The 23,790-nt window shown below is 69.4% G+C and carries 20 protein-coding genes and 1 pseudogene; 10 read left to right on the forward strand and 11 right to left on the reverse strand.

Going from position 1 to position 23,790, the window contains the following annotated elements:
• Positions 1-12 precede the first annotated feature (12 nt).
• From PXH83_RS12060 to PXH83_RS12090, 7 genes are all read right to left on the reverse strand, one after another.
• A complete protein-coding gene (locus PXH83_RS12060) occupies positions 13-1,572 on the reverse strand; it encodes an APC family permease (RefSeq protein WP_274559689.1) in 1,560 nt (519 codons plus the stop codon).
• Positions 1,573-1,832: 260 nt separating this feature from the next.
• Complete coding sequence (locus PXH83_RS12065; protein ID WP_274559691.1) at positions 1,833-3,299, reverse strand: aldehyde dehydrogenase family protein; 1,467 nt, start codon at positions 3,297-3,299, stop codon at positions 1,833-1,835.
• Entirely contained in the window at positions 3,296-5,047 is a 1,752-nt protein-coding gene (locus PXH83_RS12070; protein ID WP_274559692.1) for an N-acyl-D-amino-acid deacylase family protein, read from the reverse strand. The genes PXH83_RS12065 and PXH83_RS12070 overlap by 4 nt, the downstream gene beginning before the upstream one ends.
• A 402-nt stretch (positions 5,048-5,449) precedes the next feature.
• Positions 5,450-6,571, reverse strand: a complete 1,122-nt coding sequence (locus PXH83_RS12075) for an LLM class flavin-dependent oxidoreductase (RefSeq protein WP_274559694.1) — start codon at positions 6,569-6,571, stop codon at positions 5,450-5,452.
• Positions 6,572-6,685: 114 nt separating this feature from the next.
• Positions 6,686-7,471 carry an SDR family NAD(P)-dependent oxidoreductase gene (locus PXH83_RS12080; RefSeq protein WP_274559697.1) on the reverse strand — a complete coding sequence of 262 codons (786 nt, stop codon included), beginning with the start codon at positions 7,469-7,471 and terminating at the stop codon, positions 6,686-6,688.
• Positions 7,472-7,492: 21 nt separating this feature from the next.
• A complete protein-coding gene (locus tag PXH83_RS12085) occupies positions 7,493-8,398 on the reverse strand; it encodes an LLM class F420-dependent oxidoreductase (protein ID WP_274559699.1) in 906 nt (301 codons plus the stop codon).
• 252 nt (positions 8,399-8,650) lie between these two features.
• The gene (locus PXH83_RS12090) at positions 8,651-9,205 is read right to left on the reverse strand and encodes a GNAT family N-acetyltransferase (protein WP_274559701.1); all 555 of its coding nucleotides are present in this window, start codon (positions 9,203-9,205) and stop codon (positions 8,651-8,653) included.
• A gap of 607 nt (positions 9,206-9,812) precedes the next feature.
• Between PXH83_RS12090 and PXH83_RS12095 the strand changes: the two are divergent.
• Positions 9,813-10,076: pseudogene (locus tag PXH83_RS12095) on the forward strand (hypothetical protein); the annotation flags it as partial.
• A 15-nt stretch (positions 10,077-10,091) separates the two neighbouring features.
• Here the strand turns inward: PXH83_RS12095 and PXH83_RS12100 are convergent.
• Entirely contained in the window at positions 10,092-10,364 is a 273-nt protein-coding gene (locus PXH83_RS12100; protein WP_274559703.1) for a hypothetical protein, read from the reverse strand.
• 532 nt (positions 10,365-10,896) lie between these two features.
• On the opposite strand from PXH83_RS12100, the gene PXH83_RS12105 reads away from it, so the two are divergent.
• The 5 genes from PXH83_RS12105 (at position 10,897) to PXH83_RS12125 (ending at position 15,069) form a co-directional block, all read left to right on the forward strand.
• A complete protein-coding gene (locus PXH83_RS12105; RefSeq protein WP_274559705.1) occupies positions 10,897-11,319 on the forward strand; it encodes a hypothetical protein in 423 nt (140 codons plus the stop codon).
• A 19-nt stretch (positions 11,320-11,338) separates the two neighbouring features.
• Positions 11,339-12,169: an ATP-binding cassette domain-containing protein gene (locus tag PXH83_RS12110; RefSeq protein WP_274559707.1), complete on the forward strand. Its 831-nt coding sequence runs from the start codon at positions 11,339-11,341 to the stop codon at positions 12,167-12,169.
• Positions 12,169-13,470 carry a DUF7224 domain-containing protein gene (locus tag PXH83_RS12115; RefSeq protein ID WP_274559710.1) on the forward strand — a complete coding sequence of 434 codons (1,302 nt, stop codon included), beginning with the start codon at positions 12,169-12,171 and terminating at the stop codon, positions 13,468-13,470. The genes PXH83_RS12110 and PXH83_RS12115 overlap by 1 nt, the downstream gene beginning before the upstream one ends.
• A 53-nt stretch (positions 13,471-13,523) precedes the next feature.
• Complete coding sequence (locus PXH83_RS12120) at positions 13,524-14,165, forward strand: hypothetical protein (RefSeq protein WP_274559712.1); 642 nt, start codon at positions 13,524-13,526, stop codon at positions 14,163-14,165.
• Between the two features lie 346 nt (positions 14,166-14,511).
• Positions 14,512-15,069, forward strand: a complete 558-nt coding sequence (locus tag PXH83_RS12125; protein ID WP_274559714.1) for a hypothetical protein — start codon at positions 14,512-14,514, stop codon at positions 15,067-15,069.
• On the opposite strand, the gene PXH83_RS12130 is transcribed toward PXH83_RS12125, so the two are convergent.
• Positions 15,066-15,314: an SCO4226 family nickel-binding protein gene (locus tag PXH83_RS12130; RefSeq protein ID WP_274559716.1), complete on the reverse strand. Its 249-nt coding sequence runs from the start codon at positions 15,312-15,314 to the stop codon at positions 15,066-15,068. The two genes, PXH83_RS12125 and PXH83_RS12130, sit on opposite strands and share 4 nt — an antisense overlap.
• A gap of 231 nt (positions 15,315-15,545) precedes the next feature.
• Positions 15,546-16,763: an amidohydrolase family protein gene (locus PXH83_RS12135; protein WP_274559718.1), complete on the reverse strand. Its 1,218-nt coding sequence runs from the start codon at positions 16,761-16,763 to the stop codon at positions 15,546-15,548.
• Positions 16,764-16,909: 146 nt separating this feature from the next.
• Here PXH83_RS12135 and afsR point away from each other — a divergent pair, with 146 nt between their 5' ends.
• The 3 genes from afsR to PXH83_RS12150 all read left to right on the forward strand — a co-directional run bounded on the left by afsR (position 16,910) and on the right by PXH83_RS12150 (position 20,861).
• Positions 16,910-19,819 carry an SARP-family global regulator AfsR gene (afsR, locus tag PXH83_RS12140; RefSeq protein WP_274559720.1) on the forward strand — a complete coding sequence of 970 codons (2,910 nt, stop codon included), beginning with the start codon at positions 16,910-16,912 and terminating at the stop codon, positions 19,817-19,819.
• 214 nt (positions 19,820-20,033) lie between these two features.
• Positions 20,034-20,222 carry a hypothetical protein gene (locus tag PXH83_RS12145; RefSeq protein WP_274559721.1) on the forward strand — a complete coding sequence of 63 codons (189 nt, stop codon included), beginning with the start codon at positions 20,034-20,036 and terminating at the stop codon, positions 20,220-20,222.
• A 279-nt stretch (positions 20,223-20,501) separates the two neighbouring features.
• The gene (locus PXH83_RS12150) at positions 20,502-20,861 is read left to right on the forward strand and encodes a hypothetical protein (protein WP_274559723.1); all 360 of its coding nucleotides are present in this window, start codon (positions 20,502-20,504) and stop codon (positions 20,859-20,861) included.
• Between the two features lie 105 nt (positions 20,862-20,966).
• Here PXH83_RS12150 and PXH83_RS12155 read toward each other — a convergent pair whose 3' ends face one another.
• Positions 20,967-22,535, reverse strand: coding sequence for a FadD3 family acyl-CoA ligase (locus PXH83_RS12155; RefSeq protein WP_274559725.1), 1,569 nt, complete (start codon positions 22,533-22,535; stop codon positions 20,967-20,969).
• A gap of 103 nt (positions 22,536-22,638) precedes the next feature.
• Here PXH83_RS12155 and PXH83_RS12160 point away from each other — a divergent pair, with 103 nt between their 5' ends.
• The gene (locus PXH83_RS12160; protein ID WP_274559727.1) at positions 22,639-23,787 is read left to right on the forward strand and encodes a lipid-transfer protein; all 1,149 of its coding nucleotides are present in this window, start codon (positions 22,639-22,641) and stop codon (positions 23,785-23,787) included.
• The last annotated feature ends 3 nt before the right edge of the window (positions 23,788-23,790 follow it).

A 23,790-nucleotide genomic window follows, 5' to 3' on the forward strand; every position in this document is an offset into this window, starting at 1 on the left:
GTCGAGGTGGACTCAGTCCTCGACCACCAGCGCCGGGGTGTCCGTCGTCAGGACCTTGCCGCGGAAGAACTCCGGGCTGCGGAGCTGCATCGCGAACATCAGCACCGCGCCGAGCAGCAGCAGGCCGACGCCGATCACGAAGACCGAGCCGATGCCGAAGAGCGAGCTGCCGCTGCCGTACGCCGGGTCCCACATGTCGTACAGGGTCTGGCCGAAGACTGCGGTGAGCATCAGCGCGCCGATGCCGGGGAAGACGCCCTTGACGAACAGCTCGCGCACCGACTTGCGCATTTCCTTGCGGAAGTACCAGACGCAGGCGAAGGCGGTGATCGCGTAGTAGAAGCAGATCATCAGGCCCAGCGCATAGATCGTGTCGATCAGGACGTTCTCGCTGACCAGGGTCATCACCGAGTAGAAGAGACCGGTGGCGATGCCCGCGACGACGGTGGCACGGCCCGGGGTCTTGAAGCGCGGACTGACCTTGGCGAAGGAGGCCGGCATGGCCTTGTACGTGCTCATCGCCAGGGCGGTGCGCGCCACCGGGATGAAGGTGGTCTGCAGGCTCGCGGCGGCGGAGGCGAGGACGGCGACGAAGAGCAGGATGCCGAGGCCCGAGCCCATGATCGGCTCGGCGAGGACGGCGAAGACATTGTCCGCGGTGTCCGGGTTGCCGAGGCCGGTGCCCTTCTCGCCGACGCCGGCGTACATCTGCGCGGCGATGGCGACCATCAGGTACGAGACGACGATCACGACCATGGCGAGCATCGCGGCGCGGCCGGGCGTCTTGGCGCTGCCGGTGCTCTCCTCGTTGACCGACAGGCAGGCGTCCCAGCCCCAGTAGATGAAGATCGAGAGGGACAGGCCCGCGGTGAAGGCGGCGAAGGACTCGACCGCGAAGGGGTTCATCCACGACAGCGAGAAGTCGATGGAGCCCGCGACCTCGTCGGACTTGGTGAGCGCCATGTAGACGAACATCGCGAGTACGGCGAGCTGGAGGCCGACCAGGGCGTACTGGACCCACTTGGTGGCGGTGATGCCGCGGTAGCTGATCGCCGTGGCGACAGCGATGAAGACCAGCGTGGTGAGGATGTGGGCGACCTTGTTGTCGTCCAGCGCGGCAAGGCCGGGGTTGCCGCTCACCTCACCGAGGAGCAGGTAGAAGAAGGAGGTCGCGACGCCGGCGAGGTTGGAGAGCACCACGACGGTGGCGACCAGCAGGCCCCAGCCGCACATCCAGCCGACGCGGGGGCCGAAGGCCTTGACCGACCAGGTGAAGGAGGTGCCGCAGTCGGGTATGGCCTTGTTCAGCTCGCGGTACGCGAAGGCCACCAGCAGCATCGGGAGGAACCCGGCGAGGAAGATCGCGGGCATCTGCAACCCGACCTCGCTGACGGTGGGGCCGAGTGTGGCCGTAAGGCAGTAAACGGGTGCAACGGTGGAGATGCCGATGACGGCGTTGCCCATCAGCCCGACGGAATTGCCGCCGAGCCCCTTCTTGCGTACGCCGCCCTCCACCGAGGAGGCGCCGCTTACCGTGTCTCCGGCCTGGGGCCGTGTGTCCACCTGAGTCATAAACGGGACGTTAACGGCTGCGCTTTCCACATCCGGAGCTCATCGCTCCGCTCTAAAGATCCTTGCAATCTGTGGGGTGCCGACCCGGTTGGTTGAGGATTGAAGGTCACTTGCGAGCCGAGGGCGGCTATTGCCAGGTCCTCGCACACACTTTCCGATGTGCGGAAACCGCAACACTGTCCGTTTTGTCCGATTGAAAAGTTTCCCATACATCTTTCCGGAGGCCTCGTCCGGTCCTCATCCGGGTCCTGGTCCCGTCCTCATCCATTCCAGACGATCGCCTGGGTCTCGCTGTACGCATGCAGCGCGTACGACCCGACATCGCGCCCCACACCGCTCTTCTTGAAGCCCCCGAACGGCGCCTCCATATTGCGCCCGACGGTGTTCAACCCGACCCCGCCCGCCCGTAGTTGCCGCGCCACCCGGAACGCCTTCGCGACGTCCCCCGACCAGACGTAGTCGATGAGGCCGTAGTCGCTGTCGTTGGCGAGCGCGATGGATTCCTCGTCCTCGTCGAAGGGGACGACGACCACGACCGGGCCGAAGATCTCCTCGCGGACGATGCGCATGTCGTTCGTACAGTCCGCGAAGAGCGCCGGGGCGACGTAGAAGCCCCTGTCGTACGCAGGACGCTCGCCGCCCGCGACCAGCCGGGCGCCCTCCTTCTTCCCGAGCTCGATGTACGACTCGATGCGGTCGCGGTGGGCCGCGGAGATCACCGGGCCGACGACCGTGCCCGGGGCGGCGGGATCGCCGACCTTCATGAAGGCGAGGTAGCCGGTCAGCTTCTCGACGAGCTCGTCGTAGATGCCGCGCTGGGCGAGGACACGCGTCGGGGCGGTACAGATCTGTCCGCTGTAGAAGGCGTACGTCGTCCCGATGCCCCTGACCGCCGAGTCGAGGTCGGCGTCGCCGAAGACGACCGCCGCGCCCTTCCCGCCCAGCTCCATGAGCTGCCGCTTCATGCCTCGCCCGCAGACTTCCGCGATGCGCTGCCCGACAGACGTGCTCCCGGTGAAGCTGACCATGTCGACGTCCGGCGAGTCGACGGCTGCCTCGCCGACGGCGGGCGCGGACCCGGTCACGACGTTCACGACGCCGCGCGGTACGCCCGCCTCCTCCAGGGCCGCGGCCATCCGGTGGACCGAGAGCGGGTCCTGCGGGGCGGGCTTCACGACGACCGTGTTGCCCATGGCCAGCGCGGGCGCGACCTTGCCCGCCGCGTTGGCCCAGGGGTTGTTGTACGAGGTGATGCAGGTGACGACCCCGACCGGCTGGCGCACGGCGAGCGCCCCGAAGACCCCCGCCTTCCCCATCGGCCCGGCCTCGTTGATCTGCGGCGGCAGCCCGGTCTCGACCGGCTCCAGCGCGCCGCGCGCATACCGCCGGAAGCGGGCCGCGCCCACCGCGACCTGCATGGCGCGTGCGGTGCCGGTCGTGGCGCCGGTCTCGGCCTGGGCCAGGCGCGCGTTGGGTTCGGCGTCGCGCTGCAGGATGTCGGCGGCGCGGTCGAGGATCGCGGCCCGCTCCTCGGGCTTCGTACGGGACCAGGCCGGGAAGGCGTCCCTGGCGGCGGAAGCGGCGGCGTACACCTGTCGGCGGCTCGCCTCGGGGGCGAGGCCGACGATCTCCTCCGTGGCCGGGTTGATCACCTCGTAGTGGCCGCCGTCCGGCTCGGTCCACTCGCCGCCGATGAACAGCCGCTCCTCGTGCTGGGACCGGCTCACTTGGTGGCCACCGTCCGCGTGTCCCGGCCCGAGCGCAGCACCGTGCCGGGCACCGCCCCCGTGACGCGGTCGTCGCGTATCGTCTCGACGCCGTTGACGCGTACGGACACGACGCCGATGGCCTTCGCGTCCAGGCGCGGGCTGTCGCCGGGCAGGTCGTGCACCAGCGTGGCGGGCCCGGCGGCTATCCGCTCGGGGTCGAAGAGGACCAGGTCCGCGTGGAAGCCTTCCTCTATACGGCCCCGCTCGCGCAGCCCGAACAGCTGGGCCGGGTCGTCCGTCAGCATCTTCACGGCCTGCTCCAGCGGCACGAGCTTGCGCCCGCGCAGGCAGTCGCCGATGAAGCGGGTCGTGTACGGGGCCCCGCACATCCGGTCCAGGTGGGCCCCGGCGTCGGAGCCGCCCAGCATGACGTCCTCGTGCTGCCAGGTCTGCTGCCGCAGCGCCCAGCTCGCCGGGTCGTTGTCGGCCGGCATCGGCCACAGGACGGTACGGAGGTCGTCGGCGGCGCAGATCTCGACGAGGCAGTGGAAGGGGTCCTGGCCACGTTCGGCGGCGATGTCGCGCACGACGCGTCCGCTCAGGCCCGCGTTCGCCTCGGAATAGGTGTCGCCGATGACGTACCGCTCGAAGTTCGCGAGGCGGCGGAAGACCCCCGCCTCCTTACTGTCGGCGCGGCGCAGCATCTCGGCCCGTACGTCCGCGTCGCGGAGCTTCTCGATGCGCTCGGCCCCGGGCAGGCCGAGGATGTCGCCCCAGCCGGGGATGAGATTCAGCGCGCAGAAGGTGCCGAGGGACATGTTCATGGGGGTGAGGATCGGCATCGTCAGGGCGACGATGCGGCCGCCGGCCCGGCGGGCACGTTCGCTCGCCTCCAACTGGCGGGGTACGCGCTCGGGTACGGCGGCGTCGATGGTCAGGACGTTCCAGTTGAGGGGCCGGCCCGCGGTCGCCGTCATGTCGACGAACAGGTCGATCTCCTCGTCCGCGAACTGGTCGAGGCAGCCCGCGACGATCGCCTCCAGCTGGGTGCCTTCGTGTTCGCCGACGGCCCGGGAGAGGGCGATGAGTTCGGCGGGCGTGGCGTGCCGGGAGGCGACGGGCCTTCCGTCGCCGTCCGAGTGGGTGGACGACTGGGTGGTGGACAGGCCCCACGCGCCGGCGTCCATGGCGTCGTGGAGGAGCCGCAGCATGTCGTTCATCTGCTGCTCGGTGGGCTGCCCGCCGATCGCGTCCGGGCCCATGACATGGCGGCGGAGGGCGCAGTGGCCCACCATGAAGCCCGCGTTGACGGCGATGCGTCCGTCGAGGGCGTCGAGGTACTCCCCGAAGGTGTGCCAGTTCCAGGGAGCGCCCTCTTCGAGTGCGACCAGGGACATGCCCTCGACCTTGGACATCATGCGGCGCGTGTAGTCGGCGTCCTCGGGGCGGTCGGGGTGGAGCGGGGCGAGCGTGAAACCGCAGTTGCCTCCGGCGACGGTGGTGACGCCGTGGTTGAGGGAGGGGGTGGCGTACGGGTCCCAGAAGAGCTGGGCGTCGTAGTGGGTGTGGGGGTCGACGAACCCGGGCGCGAGGACCAGGCCGGTGGCGTCCTCGCTGGTCCTGGCGTCCTCGGCGACGGTGCGGGTGCGGGTGCCGGGTGCGGCGATGAGTGCGATACGCCCGTCACGTATCCCTACGTCGGCGGTGTACGCGGGGGCGCCGGTGCCGTCCACGACGGTGGCTCCGCGGATGAGGTGGTCGAGCATGGCGGTCCCTTCGGGGTGGGTGGGAGAGGCTTACGTGTACTGGGGTGGGGTGCGGGCGGAGCGCCGTGCGGGCGGGTGCCGCTGCGCGGGGCGTGTTCCCCACCCAGCCCCTTCCCGGCTGTGACATTTGCGGCTGCCGCCGCGTGGGGGCTGCGCCCCAGACCCCGCTCCTGCGGGCATCCTCAGCCCGTTGGGGGTCCCCCTGGACGAAGTCCTTGGGGGAGATTGGGGGTCCCGCAGACTTCGTCCGGGGGACCCAAGGGCGTCCGGGGTCTGGGGGCTTGCCCCCCCCCCACGCGGCGGCAGCCGCAAATGTCACAGCCGGGAAGGGGCGGGGAGGGGAACTGCGCCGCAGGCAACCCGCACAGCACCGCGCACCCGCCCCGCACCCGCACCGCACCGTCAAGCCGCTCCGCGGAACCTCGTCGTCCGGTGCACCGGATCCGTGTCGATCTTCGGGATGACGTGCTCACCAATGAGCTTGATCGTGGTCTTCGTGTCCTCCGGGCTCACCCCGATCGGCAACCCGAAGCTCAACTGATCCGCCCCCGCCTGCTCCCACCGCTTGCACTGCCGGAACACCTCGTCCGGATCACCGCAGATCATCAGCTCCTCCGCGATGAGCAGCTCGATGATCTCCGCCGAGTACTCCGGCAGCAGCTCCGGCCACTCCGGAATCCCCTCCGGCCGAGGAAACGTGTCGTGGTACCGGAAGAGCAGCGACTGCAAGTAATTCAGCCCCCCGCTCACCGCGATCTCGACCGCCTTCTCGTGCGTCTCCGCACAGATCGCCGTCGACGTCACCATCACGTTGTCGTTGACGAAGCCCCCGATCGGCTGCGCCTCCTTCACCGCGTTCTTGTACGACTCGACGACCCACTCCATGTCGGAGACCTTCTGGACGCTGAAGCCCAGCACCCCGAGGCCCTTCTTCCCCGCCATGGCGTACGACGACGGGGACCCGGCGGCGTACCACATCGCCGGGTGCGACTTCCCGTACGGCTTCGGCAGGATCTTCCTCGGCGGCAGGGACCAGTGCTTGCCCTGGAAGCCGACGTACTCGTCCTGGAGCCACATCTTGGGGAACTCGGAGATCGTCTCTTCCCAGATCTCCTTGGTGTGGTTCATGTCCGTGATCCCCGGCATGAAGCCGAGTATCTCGTGGCTGCCGGCCCCGCGCCCCGACCCGAACTCGAAGCGCCCCTCCGACAGGTGATCCAGCATCGCGACCTTCTCCGCGACCTTCACCGGGTGGTTCACCGGCGCCAGCGGATTGAAGATGCCCGAGCCCAGATGGATCCGCTCCGTTGCGTGCGCGAGATACCCGAGGAAGACGTCGTTCGCGGAGAGGTGGGAGTACTCCTCCAGGAAGTGGTGCTCGGAGGCCCAGGCGTACTTGAAGCCGGACTTGTCCGCCTGGATGACGTACTCGGTCTCCTCGATCAGAGCCTTGTGCTCCGCCTCGGGGTCGGCCTTGGCACGCGCGGCAGGCACGTACCCCTGTACAAACAGCCCGAATTCCAAGGTACTTCTCCTTCGGGGTATCCGATCTGACGCATCGTCAGTTCTCGATGTGAACGACTGTTCCACCGCCCGCACGGACCGTCAATACCTGATGCTCCGATACCTGATGCTCCGTCAGAACAGACTGACCCCCGCCAGCCAGCCCCCGTCTATGACGAACGGCTGCCCGGTGATGTACGACGAGTCGTCGCCGGTCAGGAACAGCGCCAGCGCCGCCACCTCCTCCGGCTGCCCGATCCGCCCCATCGGCACGAGCTTCCGGTAGAGCTCGTCCACGGCGGCCTTGGACTCCACCGGATCGGCGGTCGGATCCATCGCGGCCGGATTGGTCATCGGCGTGTCCACGGCCCCCGGGCACACCGCATTGACCCGTATCTTCTTCCCCGCCAGCTCCACGGCCGCGACCCGCGTCAGTCCGAGAATCGCGTGCTTGGTGGCGGCGTACGCGCCCACGAAGGCCATGCCTGTCAGGGCCGTGTACGACGCGGTGTTGACGATCGTGCCGCCGCCCGCCGCCTCGATCTCGGGCGCGACGTTCTTGATCCCCAGGAACGCGCCGACCTGGTTGACCTGCACCACCTGCTGGAACTCCTCCAGCGGCGTGCTCACCAGCTCGTTGAACCTCAGAATCCCGGCATTGTTGACCAGCCCGTCAATCTTTCCGAAGGTCGATTTGGCGTGGGCCACGGCCGCAGCCCAGTCCGCCTCCTGGCTCACATCGAGATGGACGTACGTCGCGACGCTCTCCCCCAGCTCCTTGGCGAGCGCCTCGCCCTGGTCGTCCAGCACATCGCCCAGCACCACCTTCGCGCCCTCGGCCACGAAGAGCCGCGCCTCCTGCTCGCCCTGCCCGCGTGCCGCACCCGTGATGACGACGACGCGCCCGTCCAGCTTCCCCATGCCAAGTCCCCTTCTCAGTTCTCAGTACAGATACGGAGCTACTTCAGAGGCGAACGCCGCCATCTGGTCGGTCAGTTCGGCACGGCTCCGGCTGCGGAACCGCACCTGGATCTGCTGCACACCCATCGCGCCGTAGGCACGCAGCGACTCGGCGATCGCCTCCGGCTTCCCGGTGACGGTGCGGCGCCCGACGTCCCAGGGCGCGTCGCCGACGTACAACGGCTCGGTGATGGCGCCGACGGTGATGGGCGCTTCGACCCCCGCCTCCGCGCGCAGCCGCTTGAGCCTGGCGATCTGGGCGGGCAACCGGTCGCGCGGATCGCCCTGCGGCAGCCAGCCGTCACCCCGCACCGCCGCCCTGCGCACGGCGGCGGGCGACGACCCGCCCACCCACACCGGCACCCGCGCCTGCGCCGGGCGCGGCCTCTGCCCGAGCCCGCTGAAGGCGTACCGCTCCCCCGCGAACTCGGGGTACTCGTCCGGCCCGAGCGCCGCCCTGAGCGCGTCGATCGTCTCGTCGAGTACGCCGCCACGCCCCGCGAAGTCCGCCCCGAGCGCCTCGAACTCCTCCCGCACATGCCCGGCCCCGACCCCGAGAACCAGCCGGCCACCGCTGAGGTGATCGAGCGTGGCGTACTGCTTGGCGGAGACGAGCGGATGCCGCAGGCCGACCACGGCGACATGGCTGAGCAGCAGGACGCGCTCGGTGACGCCGGCGAGGAAGGAGAGGGTGGCGACGGGGTCGTACCAGACGGTGCTCATCGCGTCGGCGAGACGGCGCGGGATCGCGACGTGGTCGCAGCTCGCGACATAGGCGAAGCCGGAGCGGTCGGCGGTGCGGGCAACCTCGGCAAGATCCTCGGGGCCGGCCTCGGCTTCCCACGACTCGGCGTAGATGGTGCTCTGCGACTGGACCGGGAGCTGCATCCCGTACATCACGATAAGACCCACCCCATCTGATGGACCGTCACTGACCAAGGTGGCCATCGTCGTTCCTGACGCACCATCAGACAAGAGGCCGGGGGCGGGTCGGCCCGCGTACCGCTCATCCCGGAGGCTGTCCGGCCCCCGGTCGGCCCCGGTTGCAGCCCTCTCCGCGCGCGGGAGCGTCGGCCTCGTGGCGCCCTCGGGCGATCGCTCGCTCAACGGCCCTGCGTCCGCTCCGACCGCCGAGAGACTTCACCGCAGATCGAGCAGCATCACGTCATGAAGAGCCGCGCCCTCCCACGGCCGCGCCTCGCCAACCTTGCGGTACCCCCACGCCCGGTACGCGGCCGACGCCGCCTTGCTGTCCGGGTGGACGTTGAGCAGCACGCGCTCGGCATCGATGCCGTCGAGCAGCGTGTCGTGCAGTCGGCGAGCGATGCCCTGTCCGCGCCACGACTCGCGCACGGCAAGTTCCATGAGCCCGAAAGTGCGGTGCCCGTCCTCGCGCCGCATGTCGTCCGGCACGGGATTGGTGAGTTGGTCCCACCATCCCGTGTTGGCGCTGAGTGGGTGGCCGTAGGCGATGCCGACTGGCTCACTGTCCTCAGTACGGGCCAGGGCGGCGCGGAAGGCGGCTTTGCGGGTCTGTGAGCGGAAGCGCCGGAACGTGGCCGCGACCTCGTCCTCGGTCTCGTTGTACGGCGGTTCTGCGAACGCTTCGGCGTAGACCAGCCTGAACGCGTCTTGGGCCTGCTCAGCGGCTTGCCCATCCATGCGCTCGACTGTGATGGTTCGCTGCTGCGTCATGTGGTGCCCCCCCTCGGACGGTTTCGCGGATGCGCTCGCCGCACTCACGGGCTGCCGTGCTGTCCACTCCGGCGGCGACGCGCTGAAAGTCCCGGATCTTGCCCAGTAGCCGTGGCGAGGAGATACCCCGCACGCGTCGAGAACGGCGGTCATCTCCGCGCACGACTCATCGACTTCCCCAGCATCAAGGAGTGCAACCGCTAGCTTCACCCGGTACGAGGCGCTGTTGCGAGCCAGGTCGCCACCGATGCCGCGTACGGCAGCGCGCAGGAACGGCACCGCGCGCTTGGGTTGCTCCGCCCGTACGTACATGCCGACAGTGGCGTAATCGACCTCGAAAGGTCCCACGAACCGTGCCCAGTTGGGTACCTCCGTACGAGTGAAGGCAGTCGCGAAGGACTCTTGCGTGTACCCGGCCGCCTGTCGTAACTGCGCCAGTCGATGAAGAAGCCCCGGCCGTCCGCTCCACCGGGGTCGGACGGCCGGGGCTGGTCGAGGTGTTTCCTTCGAGGCGGGCCGGCCGGAGTCGGGGCAGGTCTGCGTGCCTGTGCCGCCATGCTGGTGCGTCGTGGTGGGCGTGCCGGGCGGCGAGCCGACGCCTGCGTCGCACCGGCGCCGCAAGGGCGAGGAGCTGCCGGCCCGGTATGAGGCGCACAACAAGTCCCACAAGCAGGTCCGGGCCCGTGTCGAGCACGTCTTCGCACGCGCACGCATGAAGTGCTGGAAGATCCTGCGTCGCGACTGCTGCCTCAGGGGAGAGGGCGTGCACCACGCCATGCGCGGAATCGCCCGCCTGCACGACCTCAACTTCGTCGGACAGGGGACGCGGCCGGAAGGGCCACCGGCCACGCCCCCATCCACTCAAAGATGATTTACGGGACAGGCCTTAGAAGGCGCTGTTGTTGCAGCCCATGCTCGAACCGATGTGGGTCTTTTGTGCGCCCGGGTGGCCCTCGCCGTTGAGCGCGCTGCCCAGCAGGCCGTTGAGGATGCCGACCTGGCCGAGGATGTCGACGTTCAGGTCGTGCGACTTGCAGTTGGAGCTCTGCTTGATGTTGAAGTGGTCGCCATCGCCGCCGGCGTGGGCAGTGCCGGCACTCAGGAGTCCGGCGCTGGCGAGGGCGGCGACCAGGACGGCAGCCTTGCGAAGCTTGTACATGTCATCTCCCGTGGTGGGCGCGATCTGTGATCGATCGACTTCGTTCAGTTACGGGAGATTAGTATGAAATACACCCAAAAAGCCCGGCGACGCGCCGAGTCCGGGCGGGACAGTGCGGGCCGGCCGCCGATGGGGTGCGCGGCGCGGGGTGCGGATGCCAGGAAAGAGCGACCCGCCCCCGCGGGATTCGGGGGCGGGCCGCTGCTCTGTGTCCAGGGTGTCATCGGTTGGCGAGCTGCCACGGTGAGGGCGAGGCCTGTCACGCCGACCAGCGCGGCGATGGAGGGTAGAGGCCACCGTGACCGCTCCAAGGACGGCGGGGATGGCGCAACGTCGGAGTACTCCAAAACGCGTCGCTACAGGCTCAGGCGGCTACACCGCCAAGTGTGACGAAGTAGGCCGCACGTCAAGCACCTGCAAGCGTGTCGCAGCAACAGTGATCACCGGCACAATCGAACAATTGACCTGCAACTCCTCAAGCCTCTCTCGTAGCCTGATGGACGACCAAGTAAGCCTGTTTTCAGGGGGATTCATGCGCAAGAGTTTGATGGGGAAGCGCAAACTTGCGGTCGTGGGGACGCTGACGGCCATCGCCATCGGAGTGCCCGCAGTGAGCGCGGTCGCGGCGGAGATCAGCGGAAGCCGGCTTCCGTTCGCTGTCGCCACCTCGGGCAGCAAGGAGGACGGTGACCGCTGGAGGGGCAAGAGCAGCGGTCACGCCAAGGCGTGCGGCGACGTCCCGGTGAACGACACCAGGACGTTCAGCGCGTACATCTACCAGGACAGGAGCCTCCGTCCTGACCCTAAGATCGCCAGCACGTCCCGCGGCTACAGGCAGGCATACGGCTGCGGTGCGTACAAGGGCACCAGCACCAGTGGCAAGTACTACACCAAGGCCACCTGGGCCGGCATACCCGGCAGCCGCGCCTATGGTTACGTGAACGCCCAGAATTGATTCAGGAATCAGGAATCACGTGACCTCTCTTCACAGCACCGCCGCGACCGGCTCCCAGCCGGTCGCGGCGGTCGCGGGCGTCACTGTGCGGTACGGATCGACGACCGCCCTCGACGACGTCTCCCTTGAATTTCCCTCCGGGGTCACCGGCCTTCTCGGGCCCAACGGAGCAGGGAAAAGTACCCTGTTGTCCCTGCTGAGCACGGCGCGCAGACCAAAGTCCGGCGCGGTCGCCCTCCTGGGAGAGGATGCGTCGGGACGGGCGCGCGTGCAGCGTCTCAGGCTGCGGATCGGGGTGCTTCCGCAATCCTTCGGGTTCTATCCCCGCTTCACCGCCTTGGAGTTCACCGAGTACGCGGCCTGGCTGCGCAAGGTGCCCGCGGCCCAGCGGCGCGAACGGGCCCGCGAAGCGTTGCGCCTGGTGCAGATGGAGAAGCACGCCGACCGCAGGATGGGCGCCCTGTCCGGCGGCATGCTGCGTCGCGTCGGCATTGCCCAGGCCATGGTCAACGAACCCTCCCTGGTGCTTCTCGACGAGCCGACGGTCGGTCTCGATCCGGCTCAGCGGGTCGGATTCCGGGGCCTGATCCAGGAGTTGGGCGACCGGTGCGCAGTCGTGATGAGCACGCATCTGGCCGAGGACGTGGCGCACGTGTGCGACCGGGTCGCCGTCCTGCTCGAAGGGACGGTCCGCTTCACGGGGACGGTCGCCGAGCTGTGCGCTCTGCCGGGCGGGGACGCGTCCTCCGAAGGCTCCGGTTCATCCGACCTGACAGACATGGAAGTTGACGGGGGAGCCGTGGAAGCCGGATATCTGCATCTGGCCGGAACGGAAGCGGTGGCGACCTGATGCGCGTCCTGCTGACCGAGATGCGGCGGGGCGAGGCCAAGTGGGCTGCCGCTCTCATGGGCGTCGTCGGCGTCTACTACTTCACCGCCGAGAGTCCCGGCGACAGCGACTGGATCGGCTGGTGGAATCAGACCAGCCTTCAGGTCCAGCTCTTCTCGGTGATCGTCATGGGTTCCGTAATGAGCGCCGCGGGCGCCTGGGGAGCGGGCCGCGCCTTCCGCCACCGCACCCGGGGCTGGGCCGACACCTCCGCCAGGAACGGGTGGCCGCAGGCACTCCTGCTGTGGCTCGCGGCCTGGCTGTGGGCCCTGATCGCGTACGCCGTGTTCATCGCCATCGCGTTCTCGCGCACCTCGGCGGTCAGTGAGGTCAGTGAGCCCGCGTGGACACCGCTACTGCTCGGCGCGGGGATGATGAGCCTGGAGATCGCCGTCGGGGTCGCCATCGGCTCGGCGCTGCCGTCGCGTGTGGTTGCGCCCTTCGCAGGGATCTTCTGGTACGGCCTCTTCGTCTTCGTCGCGTTCGTCCCGGACACCCCCCTCGACAAGCTGTTCCCGGCGATAGACGAGTTCTGGAGCTCGGATTTCGAGCCGAACACGACCCGCATGCTGATCGCCTTCGCCTGGTGTCTGGCGTTCGGCCTGGTGCTGACCGCGCTGCCCGCGCTGTGGCGCCGTGCCGCACTCCCACCCCGGCCCCTGACCCTCGGGGCGCTCACGGTGGCGGCGCTGGTCGCGGGCGGCACGCTCGTGGCGTTCCGCACGCCGGTGCCCGACTCGTACTGGGCAGTGCGCAAGGAACAGCCCGCGCACCCGCTCTGCGCCAGCAGCGGCCACACCAAGGTGTGCCTCTGGCCCGAGGACCGGCATCTGCTGCCGCAGGCCCGTGCCGCCGTGAAGACCGTCGACTCCGGGCTCGGCTCCCTGGCCGGCCTCAACCGCGGCTTCTACGCGAGCGGCCTCAAGCGCCCGGCAGGTGACACCGCCGAGCTGTCCATGATGTCGCCCGCCGAGAGCCAGGCCGATCTGACCGACGCCATGTTCTCGGCGGCCCTGCCGCAGCCCACGTCGCCGGACTGCCAACCCCATCTACTCGAAGCGACCGGCGGCTACCCCGACACGTTCCTCTTCGAAGCCGTTGTCCGTGCCCGCATCGGCGCACCCAGCGAGCACTACGGCGAGAGGTTCGGCCGCGCCCTCGACCGGATCACCAGCGCCCCGCGCGCGAAGCAAGACGCCTGGATCGAACGGGCGGCCAACGACATCCGCGCCTGCAGGCCCGTCCCCGAGCTTCCTCGGTGAACCCGGTGCCCCCCGCGCCGAGCGCCCAGGCTGACCCCGTCGAGAATCGCCGGGTGAGCCGCCTGCGAGATCCCCGACTGAGCGCCGTCATCGCCTTCGTACGCTGCCGGGGCCTGCCCCGGGCCTCCGGGGTCGCGCTGCTCGTCGCACTGGCGGCGACCGCCTTCGCGGGGCAGCGTGTGGCGGTGCCCGAGTTCCGGTATCTGGTCGACTTCAGCGTGCCGGTGGCCGAAGTCGTACCGCTCGCCCACGCGGTGATCCTCGCCACCACACTGTTCTCGCCCATGGCTGACCTGGAGCAGACGTCGGCCCAGCCGATGAGCCGCCATCGGGGCGTGTACCTGGTGGTGTTGCTGGCCCTGGCCCTGGGCCTGAGCGCGCTGCCGCTGATCGCCGGTGCCACGGGGGAGGTGTTCGGTTCGGCCGCCCGCAACGTCGTTGGCTATCTCGGGCTCAGCATGATCAGCGCCCGCCTCTTCGGCAGCGGCCTCGCCTGGCTGCTGCCGCTCGGCGTGTTCGGGCCCACGCTGCTCCTGGGCGTGCGCAGCGACAACACCCCCGAGCCATGGGCCTGGTCGCTGCATACGTCGTCCAGCACCTCGGCCGCTGTCGTGGCCACGGCGCTCTGGGTGATCGGCGTGTACGCGGCCGCGACGGGGCGGCCTCGGCAGACGGAACGGGCCGAGCAGAACTAGCGCCCCGGCCATGATCCGCAACACGCTCGGCCGTGCGGGACTGACCGCGGTCATCCAGCCTGCGATGGATCTGCCGACTGTGGTCATCGCTAAGCGGTCTTGTCGAAGTCCAGTGCGGTACGGAGCCCCGTAAGGAGCGCCGGGAATTGCGCGACCAGCCACGGACGGCCCGCAACGGACGGCCCGCAGCCGAATCACCGCACTTCCCCGCGGAGCGCCTAGTTGCTGCGGTGGACCTCCGTCTCCGCCATGCGGCGGGGGCGGACCATGCCTGCGAACGATGCCCGGGGGCCCGGGCGTTGACGACGATCAGGGGTATCCCAACGCCCCACGATCGGAGCCCCGCATGTTGAACAGGACCCTGCGCGCCACCGCCCTCCTCGCCCTCGTGGCCGCCGTCGCCGCGCCCGTCGCCGTCGCGGCCCCCGCCCCGTCCTCGCCGCCCGCGCCGGAGACGGTCACCGTCTCCTCGCTCAAGGGCGACGCGCGCATGGACTACCCCGTCGCGAACCAGGAGGTACGGGTGTCCGTCGACGCCCGCTCCACGTACACCGTGGGCAGCATCCCGCAGCGCTCCCGGGGCACCTTCCGCATCTCGCACGCCCAGGACGGCAAGCTCTACTGGGGCGAGTTCAAGGTCGACTGCCTCACCACCGGCGGCCCCACCGCCACCGTCACCGGCCGCCTGGTCCGCACCAGCCCCGGCCACCCCTGGCTCACCATGCTGGACCCGCACACCCGCATGGGCGTGAGCTTCCTCGTCCCGGAGAAGGGCGAGGCCCGCATCGGGCTCTCCGGGGCCACCAAGAAGGGCGAGCCGCTGCTCACCAAGTGCATGGCACCCTCCGCCGACGCGAAGGTCGTCGACGGCGGGTACACCCTGCGCGACCGCAGCAACTATTAGACGGAAAGCGGCACGGGGTGGATTTCGTTGGCCGGGTGACCGGTTCGCTCGTGTATGCGCTGCACCGCGTCCGCGGAGGGCGCCTCGGAGAGGCAGTACACGACTCCCGCTTCGGGGTCGGCCCACGCCCGTTCGAAGTGCACTCCTTCCTCCGCCTCGATCGCCAGGTCTGCCCGGTGTGCCGCCGACAGCTGCTCGGCCGTGATGCCCTTCATGTCGTTGTGGACGTCCATGAACGTGGTCATCGCCCGCCACCTCCGGTTGTTTCGTCGGCTCATGGCTTCGGCACGAGTGACAGAGCCGCGGGCCCTGCCCCGGGTGCCGGAGCCCTCCTCCCACCATCGTGCGCCCGCCGATGGCCCTGGGCGACCCGGGCTGCCGCCGAATCGACCCGGCCCAGGCGACGGCCGCGACCTTTGGCACACACAGTGATCCGATGAGCACGGAGGATGAACGGCGGCATCGGTCGGGACCGGCTACCCCGCCCAGAGCCCCTCCCCCGTCAGCCCCAGCAGATCGATCGCATTGCCGCGCACGATCCGGTCCACCACGTCCGCGTCCAGGTGGCCCATCTGCTGCTCGCCGACCTCCCTGGACTTCGGCCAGGTGGAGTCGGAGTGCGGATAGTCCGTCTCGTACAGGACGTTCCCGACCCCGATCGCATCCAGATTCTTCAGCCCGAACGCGTCGTCGAAGAAGCAGCCGTACACGTGCCCGGCGAAGAGCTCGGACGGTGGCCGCAAGACCTTGTCCGCCACCCCGCCCCAGCCGCGGTTCTCCTCCCACACCACGTCCGCGCGCTCCAGGATGTACGGGATCCAGCCGATCTGCCCCTCCGCGTACATGATCTTCAGGTTCGGAAAGCGCTCGAACTTGCCGCTCATCAGCCAGTCGACCATCGAGAAGCAGCAGTTGGCGAAGGTGATCGTGGAGCCCACGGCCGGCGGAGCGTCCGCCGACGTCGACGGCATCTTGCTGCTCGACCCGATGTGCATGGCGATCACCGTGCCCGTCTCGTCGCACGCCCGCAGGAACGGGTCCCACTCGTCGGTGTGGATGGACGGGAGCCCGAGACGCGGGGGTATCTCCGAGAACGCGACCGCGCGCACGCCGCGCGCCGCGTTCCTGCGGACCTCCGCCGCCGCGAGCTCCGCGTCCCACAGCGGGACGAGCGTGAGCGGGATCAGGCGGCCGTGTGCCTCGGGGCCGCACCACTCCTCCACCATCCAGTCGTTGTACGCCCGGACGCCGAGCAGCCCGAGTTCGCGGTCCTTGGCCTCGGTGAAGGTCTGGCCGCAGAAGCGCGGGAAGGTCGGGAAACACAGCGCCGACTGGACATGGTTCACGTCCATGTCGGCCAGCCGTTCCGGCACGGAGAACGATCCCGGCCGCATCTGCTCGTACGTGATGACTTCGAGCCTGATCTCGTCCCTGTCGTAGCCGACGGCCGTGTCGAGCCGGGTGAGCGGCCGGTGCAGGTCCTCGTACACCCACCAGTCGCCGACCGGCCCCTCGTCGCCCTGCGCGCCCATCACCGGGGCGAACTTTCCACCCATGAAGGTCATTTCCTTCAAAGGGGCGCGAACGATGCGCGGGCCCGAGTCCTTGAACCGGGACGGGAGCCGGTCCCGCCAGACGTTGGGGGGCTCAACCGTGTGGTCGTCCACCGAGATGATCTTCGGGAAGGTCTCCATGCGATTCACGGTAGCGTTGATCTGACGATCCGTCAGCTAGTAGGTAGTGAGTTGGAACCGGGTAGGAACCTTCCGGTGCTGACGCATCCGGCATGGACAAGGCAAACTGACCCTGGCGACCGGGCGGTAACGGCAGGGGGAGTGCGATGGACGACGTACCTCGGGACACCGTGCGCTTCAGCGTGCTGGGCCCCGTGCGGGCCTGGCGCGGCGGCGAGTCGCTGAACACCGGATCGCCGCAGCAGCGCGCCCTCCTGGCCGCCCTCCTGCTCCGCGACGGCCGCACCGCGACCGCGTCCGAGCTGATCGACGCGATCTGGGGCGAGGAACCGCCGTCGCAGGCACTGGCCGCGATACGGACGTACGCCTCCAGGCTCCGCAAGGCACTGGACCCGGGGGTGCTCGTCAGCGAGTCCGGCGGGTACGCGATACGGGCGGGCGCGGACACGCTCGACCTCGCCGTCGCCCAGGAACGCGCCGCCGACGCCGAGAAGTCGCGCAGCAACGGCGACCGCTGCCAGGCCCGCACCCTGATCAACAAGGCGCTCGGCCTGTGGGACGGCGAACCGCTCGCCTCGGTCCCGGGCCCGTACGCCGAGACCCAGCGCGCCCGGCTCGACGAGTGGCGGCTCCAGCTCACCGAGACCCGCCTCGACCTGGACCTGGAGGTCGGCTGCCACGCTGAGGCGATCTCCGAACTGACGGCCCTGACGGCGGCGCACCCCCTGCGCGAACGCCTCCGCGAGCTGTTGATGCTCGCCCTGTACCGAAGCGGCCGACAGGCGGAAGCGCTCGCGGTGTACGCCGATACGCGCCGCCTGCTGGCGGACGAGCTGGGGGTGGACCCGCGCCCGGAGCTCTCGGCCCTCCAGCAGCGCATCCTGGAGGCCGACGCGGACCTGGCCCGCCCGGTGGAACCGGCGCCGTCGGCCGCCCCTACCGTCATGCGCCCGGCCCAACTCCCCGCCACCGTCCCGGACTTCACCGGCCGCGCATCCTTCGTACGCGAACTGAGCGACCGCCTCGCCGCGGCGGAATTCAGCGTCATGGCGGTCTCGGCCCTGGCCGGCATCGGCGGCGTAGGCAAAACCACGCTGGCCGTGCACGTCGCGCACGCGGCGCGGCCGCACTTCCCTGACGGCCAGCTGTACGTGGACCTCCAGGGCGCGGGCTCGCGCGCGGCGGAGCCGGAGACGGTCCTGGGCGCGTTCCTGCGAGCCCTGGGCACCGCGGACACGTCGATCCCCGACACCCTGGACGAACGCGCCGCGCTCTACCGCTCGACCCTCGACGGCCGCCGCATCCTCGTCCTCCTGGACAACGCCCGCGACGCCTCCCAGATCCGCCCCCTGCTTCCCGGCACGACGGGCTGCGCGGCGCTGGTGACGAGCCGGGCGCGGATGGTGGACCTGGCCGGGGCGCACCTTATCGACCTGGACGTCATGTCGCCGGACGAAGCCCTCCAGCTCTTCACGAAAATAGTGGGAGCCGAGCGCGTGGCCTCCGAACGCGAGGCGGCCCTCGACGTCGTGGGCGCGTGCGGCTTCCTCCCCCTGGCCATCCGCATCGCGGCGGCCCGCCTGGCGGCACGCCGCACCTGGACGGTCTCCGTACTGGCGGCAAAGCTCGCGGACGAGCGCCGCCGCCTCGACGAACTCCAGGCCGGCGACCTCGCGGTCAAGGCCACCTTCGAGCTGGGCTACGGCCAGCTGGAGCCGGCCCAGGCCCGCGCCTTCCGCCTGCTCGGCCTGGCGGACGGCCCGGACATCTCGCTGGCGGCGGCAGCGGCCGTACTGGACAAGCCCCTCCAGGACACGGAGGACTTGCTTGAGTCCCTGGTGGACACGTCCCTCCTGGAATCGGCGGCCCCCGGCCGCTACCGCTACCACGACCTCGTACGCCTCTACGCGCGTGCGTGCGCGGAACGGGACGAACAGCCGCCGCAGGAGCGGGAGATGGCGCTGTCGCGGCTGCTGGACTTCTATCTGGCGACGGCGGCGCGGGTGTACGCGCTGGAGCGGCCGGGGGACCGGCTGGTGGACCACCTGGAACCCGCGCGACACCCGGGGCTGCGCTTCACCGACCGTCACGAAGCTCAGGACTGGCTCTACGCGGAGGCGGATGCTCTGCTGGCCTGCGTGCGACAGTCTTCCCGGCCGGACAGCCTCCGCCGGGCAGTTGATCTGCTGTGGGCAGTCCATGACCTGGCGGAGTCCGGCGCCAACTCAAAGCAGTATGAAATGACAGCAATCAACATGCGCGACGCCGCGCGGGAGTGCGGCGACACCAGGGCGGAAGGCCGGGGCCTCATGTCCCTGGCCAACGTCCACCAAGTGGCCGGCCGCTTCGTCCAGGCAGATCGCGAGGCGGAGCAGGCGATGCAGTTCGCCGAAGAAGCCCACGACTTGCTGCCCATGTGCTGGGCCCGGAACGCACGCGGCATCATCGCGATCTACCAAAACCGTCATGCGGACGGCGAGGGACATCTGACCCGCGCCATCGAGGACTTCCGCGCCGACGACAACCGCCCGGGGGAGGCAAGCGCCCTGTGCAACCTGTCCCGCATCCATCTCGCGATGGGGCGAACGAAGAGCGCGGTCACCCTTGCTCAGCAAGGCATCACCATCTACGACGACATGGGGCATTCGTTGCGGGGGGCGAACGGCCGGTACGCCTTGGGGCTGGCCCTCACGCAGAGCGGACAACTCAACGCCGCCTCGGAGAGCCTGCTGGAGGCGCTCGACATCTTCCGTGACAGTCGTCAGCGTCTCTGGGAAGGCATGACGCTCTGCCGCCTCGCCGAGGTCGACCTCGCTGCCCGCAGGCACGCCCTCGCGGCAGCCAAGGCTGAGCAGGCGCTGACCGTACTGCGCGGCATCGGAGGCGAATGGCGCCGCGGCAACGTCCTCACCGTCCTCGGTCACGCCCTCAACGGCATCGGCCAACTCGGGCGGGCCCAGGTCTGCTGGCGCGAAGCCCTGAGCATCTACGAGGAACTGGGGTCCGCCGAAGCGACCGTCGTGCGCTCGCTGCTGACACCGGTAGCGGCCGCGTAACGCCCTACGCAGGGCGTTCATTGAACGTTTATCGGCGCCCGGCATGCTCATGCCTGTCGATCCGTCGCGTCGGGGGGCAGGCGGATCCACGGCAAAGGCCGAGCACTAAGGTGAACGGCCCTGAGACGCCCGTCCGGCAGTCCACGGGGGAACAGCCGGGCGGGCATCGCCGATCCGCTTACACCGAGCCACCCAGACAGGGGAACTGACGATCATGGGCGAAGCGAAGAAGAACGAGCCGATCCTCAAGCCGCAGGACCAACACGCCACGGGTACCGAGGACGGCACGGCCACAACGCAGGACCAGCACGCCACGGGTGGCGACATTACGACGATGGACCAGCACGCCACGGGTGGCGACATCAGGACGCTGGACCAGCACGCCACTACCGAGCCGGCGTAACGAGACCTTCCTGACGGGGAACGGCCGCGGTGGCGCGGAGGGGGAGCCACCGCGGCCGCCGCATGTCCGGGCGGGCCCGTCGCGACCAAGCCATCTTGTGGCCGGTTCGCGTCAAGGACTCGAACGCTTGCTCCCCTTTCAGTGGAGTCCCTTGCGCTGCAGAACAGCGCTATCCGCCGATATCGGATGGTCCACACGTGCGCGATGTCCCCGATCGACCGCCTGCGCCGCCCCCACCAGCTGCCGTACCGTGGCCATGGCGTCTCAGGAAGGACCAGCATGACCGCACAGCACATTGACCAGCCGGGGCCACTCATCCCCCGGCCGCAGCGGACGCCCGCCGCGCTCCGGGTCGCACTGGCTCAGGTTGCTCCCCATCGGCTGGCCGAGATGGAGCGTGAAAAGGACGAGGTCATCGCCCTGGCAGCGCAGACGGAATCGCTCGGGCCGATCACGCAGTTTCTGGAGACATGGGCAATTACCGTGGAGATCGCGCGCTTCCCGGTCAGCGCCGCCCGCCTGCGAACTGCTGAGTACACGGCTCAGGTGCTCGACAAGAACGATCCCGCCTGGCGGGAGGCCATGGCCGAGATCCGCGCCGTCTATGCATCCGCGCGGAAATCGCTCACACATGAGTGAGTGGCACTGGGAGTACGAGCCCAACGAGACTCACGTTGTCGGCGGTGAGACACCGCCTCCGCCGGCGTTCATCGCCGAGGTCGAGGAGCGCGCGGATGAGACGGGTCATACGCGCCCAGGGGCCCGCAGCTCCGTCTTGAGGATCTTGCCGCTCGCGTTGCGCGGAAGATCCGTTACGAACTCGACCTCCCTCGGGACCTTGTAGTTCGCCATTTCGCGGCGGGACCAGGCGATCAGGTCGTCCGACGTGAGCGTCGAACCCGGGCGCCGGACCGCGTACGCCTTGCCCACCTCGCCCAGCCTCGCGTCCGGGACGCCGATCACCGCCACATCGGCGATGTCCGGGTGCAGGCCCAGGAGCTGTTCTATTTCTGCCGGGTAGGCGTTGAAGCCGCCGACGATGAACATGTCCTTGATCCTGTCGGTGATGCGAAGGTTCCCGGACGCGTCGAGTACGCCTACGTCGCCCGTACGCAGCCAGCCGTCCGGTGTGATCGCGTTCGCCGTCTCCTCCGGGTCCTCGAAGTAGGCCGACATGACGTTGAAGCCGCGCACCAGGACCTCCCCGGGGGAGCCCGGATCCGCCAGTACGCGGACCTCCGTGCCGGGGATCGCCCGGCCCGATGTGGTCGCGATCGTCTCCGGTGGGTCGCCGCGGCGGCACATCGTCACGATGCCGGAGGCTTCGGAGAGGCCGTACGCCGTGAGGACCGTGGAGATGTGGAGCTCCGAGCGGAGGCGTTCCACGAGCTGGAGCGGGACCACCGCCGCGCCTGTGACGACCAACCGGAGCGCCGAGAGGTCGTGGGTGTCGCGGGACGGGTGGTCCAGGAGGGACTGGTGGAGGGTGGGTGGGCCCGGGAGGACCGAGATGCGTTCGGCGGCGATGTTCGCCAGGACCGTGTCCACGTTGAAGACAGGTTGCGGGACCATCGTCGCGCCGCGCATCAGGCAGGCGATGATCCCGGCCTTGTAGCCGAAGGTGTGGAAGAAGGGGTTCACGATCAGGTAGCGGTCGCCCTCGCGCAGGCCGGCCAGCTCGGACCAGATGTCGTAGCCGCGCAGCGTCTGCGCGTGGGTGATCACCGCGCCCTTGGGGCGGCCCGTCGTTCCCGACGTGAAGATGATGTCCGAGGGGGAGGAACCCGCCACCCCTGCCGCCCTCGCCCGTACCTCCGCCGGGGACACTTCCTCGCCGGACGCCAGGAAGTCCTTCCAGGTGCGGTATTCGTCGGGCGCCGCGTCTGCCAGCACCACCACCTGCTCCAGATGCGGCAGGTCGACGTCCGCACGACGGAGGGACGCCACGTACGACGTACCCAGGAACGTGCCGGTGACGAAGAGGAGTTTCGCCCGGCAGCGCGACAGGACGTACGCCGCCTCCGTCCCCTTGAAGCGGGTGTTCAGCGGCACCAGCACCGCACCCGCCGTCACCGCGCCCAGCGCCGAGACGATCCAGTCCAGGGTGTTCGGGGCCCAGATCGCGACGCGGTCACCGGGCTCGACTCCGGAGGCCATGCAGGCCGCTGCCGCCCGTTCGACGCGGTCGCCCAACTCGGCGTACGAGATGCGGGTGCGGCCCTCGACCACGGCCTCCCGCTCGCCGTACCGCTCGGCGGCACTCCGTACCAGCTCCGGGATGCTGTCCCATGCGACGTCCCCGTCACCACCCATAGCAAGGCCTCCCACACACCACTAGCTGACTAACCGTCAGATTAGCTGTAGCCTGACGCGCTGTCAGTAGTCATGGGACGCGACCATCGCGGAGGTGCCCGGCGTGACGACGCTCAAAGATGCGACGGCGATAGTCGGCACAGGACAGACATCTTTCGCCAGACAACTCCCCGAATCGGAAAAGACGTTGGCCTGCCGGGCCATCCTCGCCGCGCTCGACGACGCCGGAATCGACCCGTCCGAGGTCGACGGTCTCGCCTCGTACACGATGGAGGAGACGGACGAGGTCGAGGTCGCGAAGGCCATCGGAGCCGGCGACGTGACCTTCTTCAGCAAAGTCGGGTACGGCGGAGGCGGTTCCTGCGCCACCGTCGCCCACCTCGCCTCCGCCATCGCCACCGGACAGGCGAGCGTGGGTGTCGCCTGGCGTTCGCGCAAGCGGGGATCGGGGCCGCGGCCCTGGAAGAACACCGCCGTCCAGCTCCCCACCCCCGCCCAGTGGACCCGCCCCTTCGGGCTCCTGCGGCCCGCCGACGAGATCGGGATGCTCGCGCGCAGATACATGCACGAGTACGGCGCCACCCGCGACCACCTCTTCAATGTGGCGCTCGCCTGCCGGAATCGCGCCAACCAGAACCCCGCCGCGATCATGTACGAGCGCCCGCTCACCCGCGACATGTATATGACCTCGCGCTGGATCAGCGAGCCGCTCTGCCTCTTCGACAACTGCCTGGAGACGGACGGCGCGTTGGCCTGCGTCATCGTCTCCGCCGAGCGCGCCCGCGACTGCCGCCAGAAGCCCGTGTACGTCCACTCCGTCGCCCAGGGCCTGCCTGCCCAGCACCACGGCATGGTCAATTACTGGAACGACGACCCGCTGACCGGCCCCGCCTGGACCGCCGCCCGCCAGCTCTGGAAACAGGCCGACTTCGGCCCGGAGGACGTCGACGTCGCGCAGATCTACGACGCCTTCACCCCCCTCATCCCCCTCTCCTTGGAGGGCTACGGCTTCTGCGGGCGCGGCGAAGGCGCGGCCTTCACCGAGGGCGGCGCACTGGAGAGCGGCGGGCGGCTGCCGATCAATACCGGGGGTGGTGGGCTGAGCGAGGCGTACGTACACGGCTTCAACCTCATCACCGAGGGCGTCAAGCAGCTGCGCGGCACCAGCACCGCGCAGGTGCCGGACGCCGGCACCTGCCTGGTCACCGCCGGTGAGGGTGTTCCGACGTCCGCCCTGCTGCTGAGGAGCTGAAAC

Origin of the sequence: Streptomyces spiramyceticus, assembly GCF_028807635.1 — a bacterium.
GTDB classification, from domain to species: Bacteria; Actinomycetota; Actinomycetes; order Streptomycetales; family Streptomycetaceae; genus Streptomyces; species Streptomyces spiramyceticus.

Excerpts from the sequence above, each read along its gene's own strand:
- PXH83_RS12060 (WP_274559689.1), bottom strand. The coding sequence starts at position 1,572 with ATGACTCAGGTGGACACACGGCCCCAGGCCGGAGACACGGTAAGCGGC.
- PXH83_RS12135 (WP_274559718.1), bottom strand. The coding sequence starts at position 16,763 with ATGGAGACCTTCCCGAAGATCATCTCGGTGGACGACCACACGGTTGAG.
- PXH83_RS12085 (WP_274559699.1), bottom strand. The coding sequence starts at position 8,398 with ATGCAGCTCCCGGTCCAGTCGCAGAGCACCATCTACGCCGAGTCGTGG.
- PXH83_RS12105 (WP_274559705.1), top strand. The coding sequence starts at position 10,897 with ATGCGCAAGAGTTTGATGGGGAAGCGCAAACTTGCGGTCGTGGGGACG.
- PXH83_RS12155 (WP_274559725.1), bottom strand. The coding sequence starts at position 22,535 with ATGGGTGGTGACGGGGACGTCGCATGGGACAGCATCCCGGAGCTGGTA.
- PXH83_RS12090 (WP_274559701.1), bottom strand. The coding sequence starts at position 9,205 with ATGACGCAGCAGCGAACCATCACAGTCGAGCGCATGGATGGGCAAGCC.
- PXH83_RS12080 (WP_274559697.1), bottom strand. The coding sequence starts at position 7,471 with ATGGGGAAGCTGGACGGGCGCGTCGTCGTCATCACGGGTGCGGCACGC.
- PXH83_RS12070 (WP_274559692.1), bottom strand. The coding sequence starts at position 5,047 with ATGCTCGACCACCTCATCCGCGGAGCCACCGTCGTGGACGGCACCGGC.
- PXH83_RS12150 (WP_274559723.1), top strand. The coding sequence starts at position 20,502 with ATGACCGCACAGCACATTGACCAGCCGGGGCCACTCATCCCCCGGCCG.
- PXH83_RS12125 (WP_274559714.1), top strand. The coding sequence starts at position 14,512 with ATGTTGAACAGGACCCTGCGCGCCACCGCCCTCCTCGCCCTCGTGGCC.
- PXH83_RS12100 (WP_274559703.1), bottom strand. The coding sequence starts at position 10,364 with ATGTACAAGCTTCGCAAGGCTGCCGTCCTGGTCGCCGCCCTCGCCAGC.
- PXH83_RS12145 (WP_274559721.1), top strand. The coding sequence starts at position 20,034 with ATGGGCGAAGCGAAGAAGAACGAGCCGATCCTCAAGCCGCAGGACCAA.
- afsR (WP_274559720.1), top strand. The coding sequence starts at position 16,910 with ATGGACGACGTACCTCGGGACACCGTGCGCTTCAGCGTGCTGGGCCCC.
- PXH83_RS12130 (WP_274559716.1), bottom strand. The coding sequence starts at position 15,314 with ATGACCACGTTCATGGACGTCCACAACGACATGAAGGGCATCACGGCC.
- PXH83_RS12115 (WP_274559710.1), top strand. The coding sequence starts at position 12,169 with ATGCGCGTCCTGCTGACCGAGATGCGGCGGGGCGAGGCCAAGTGGGCT.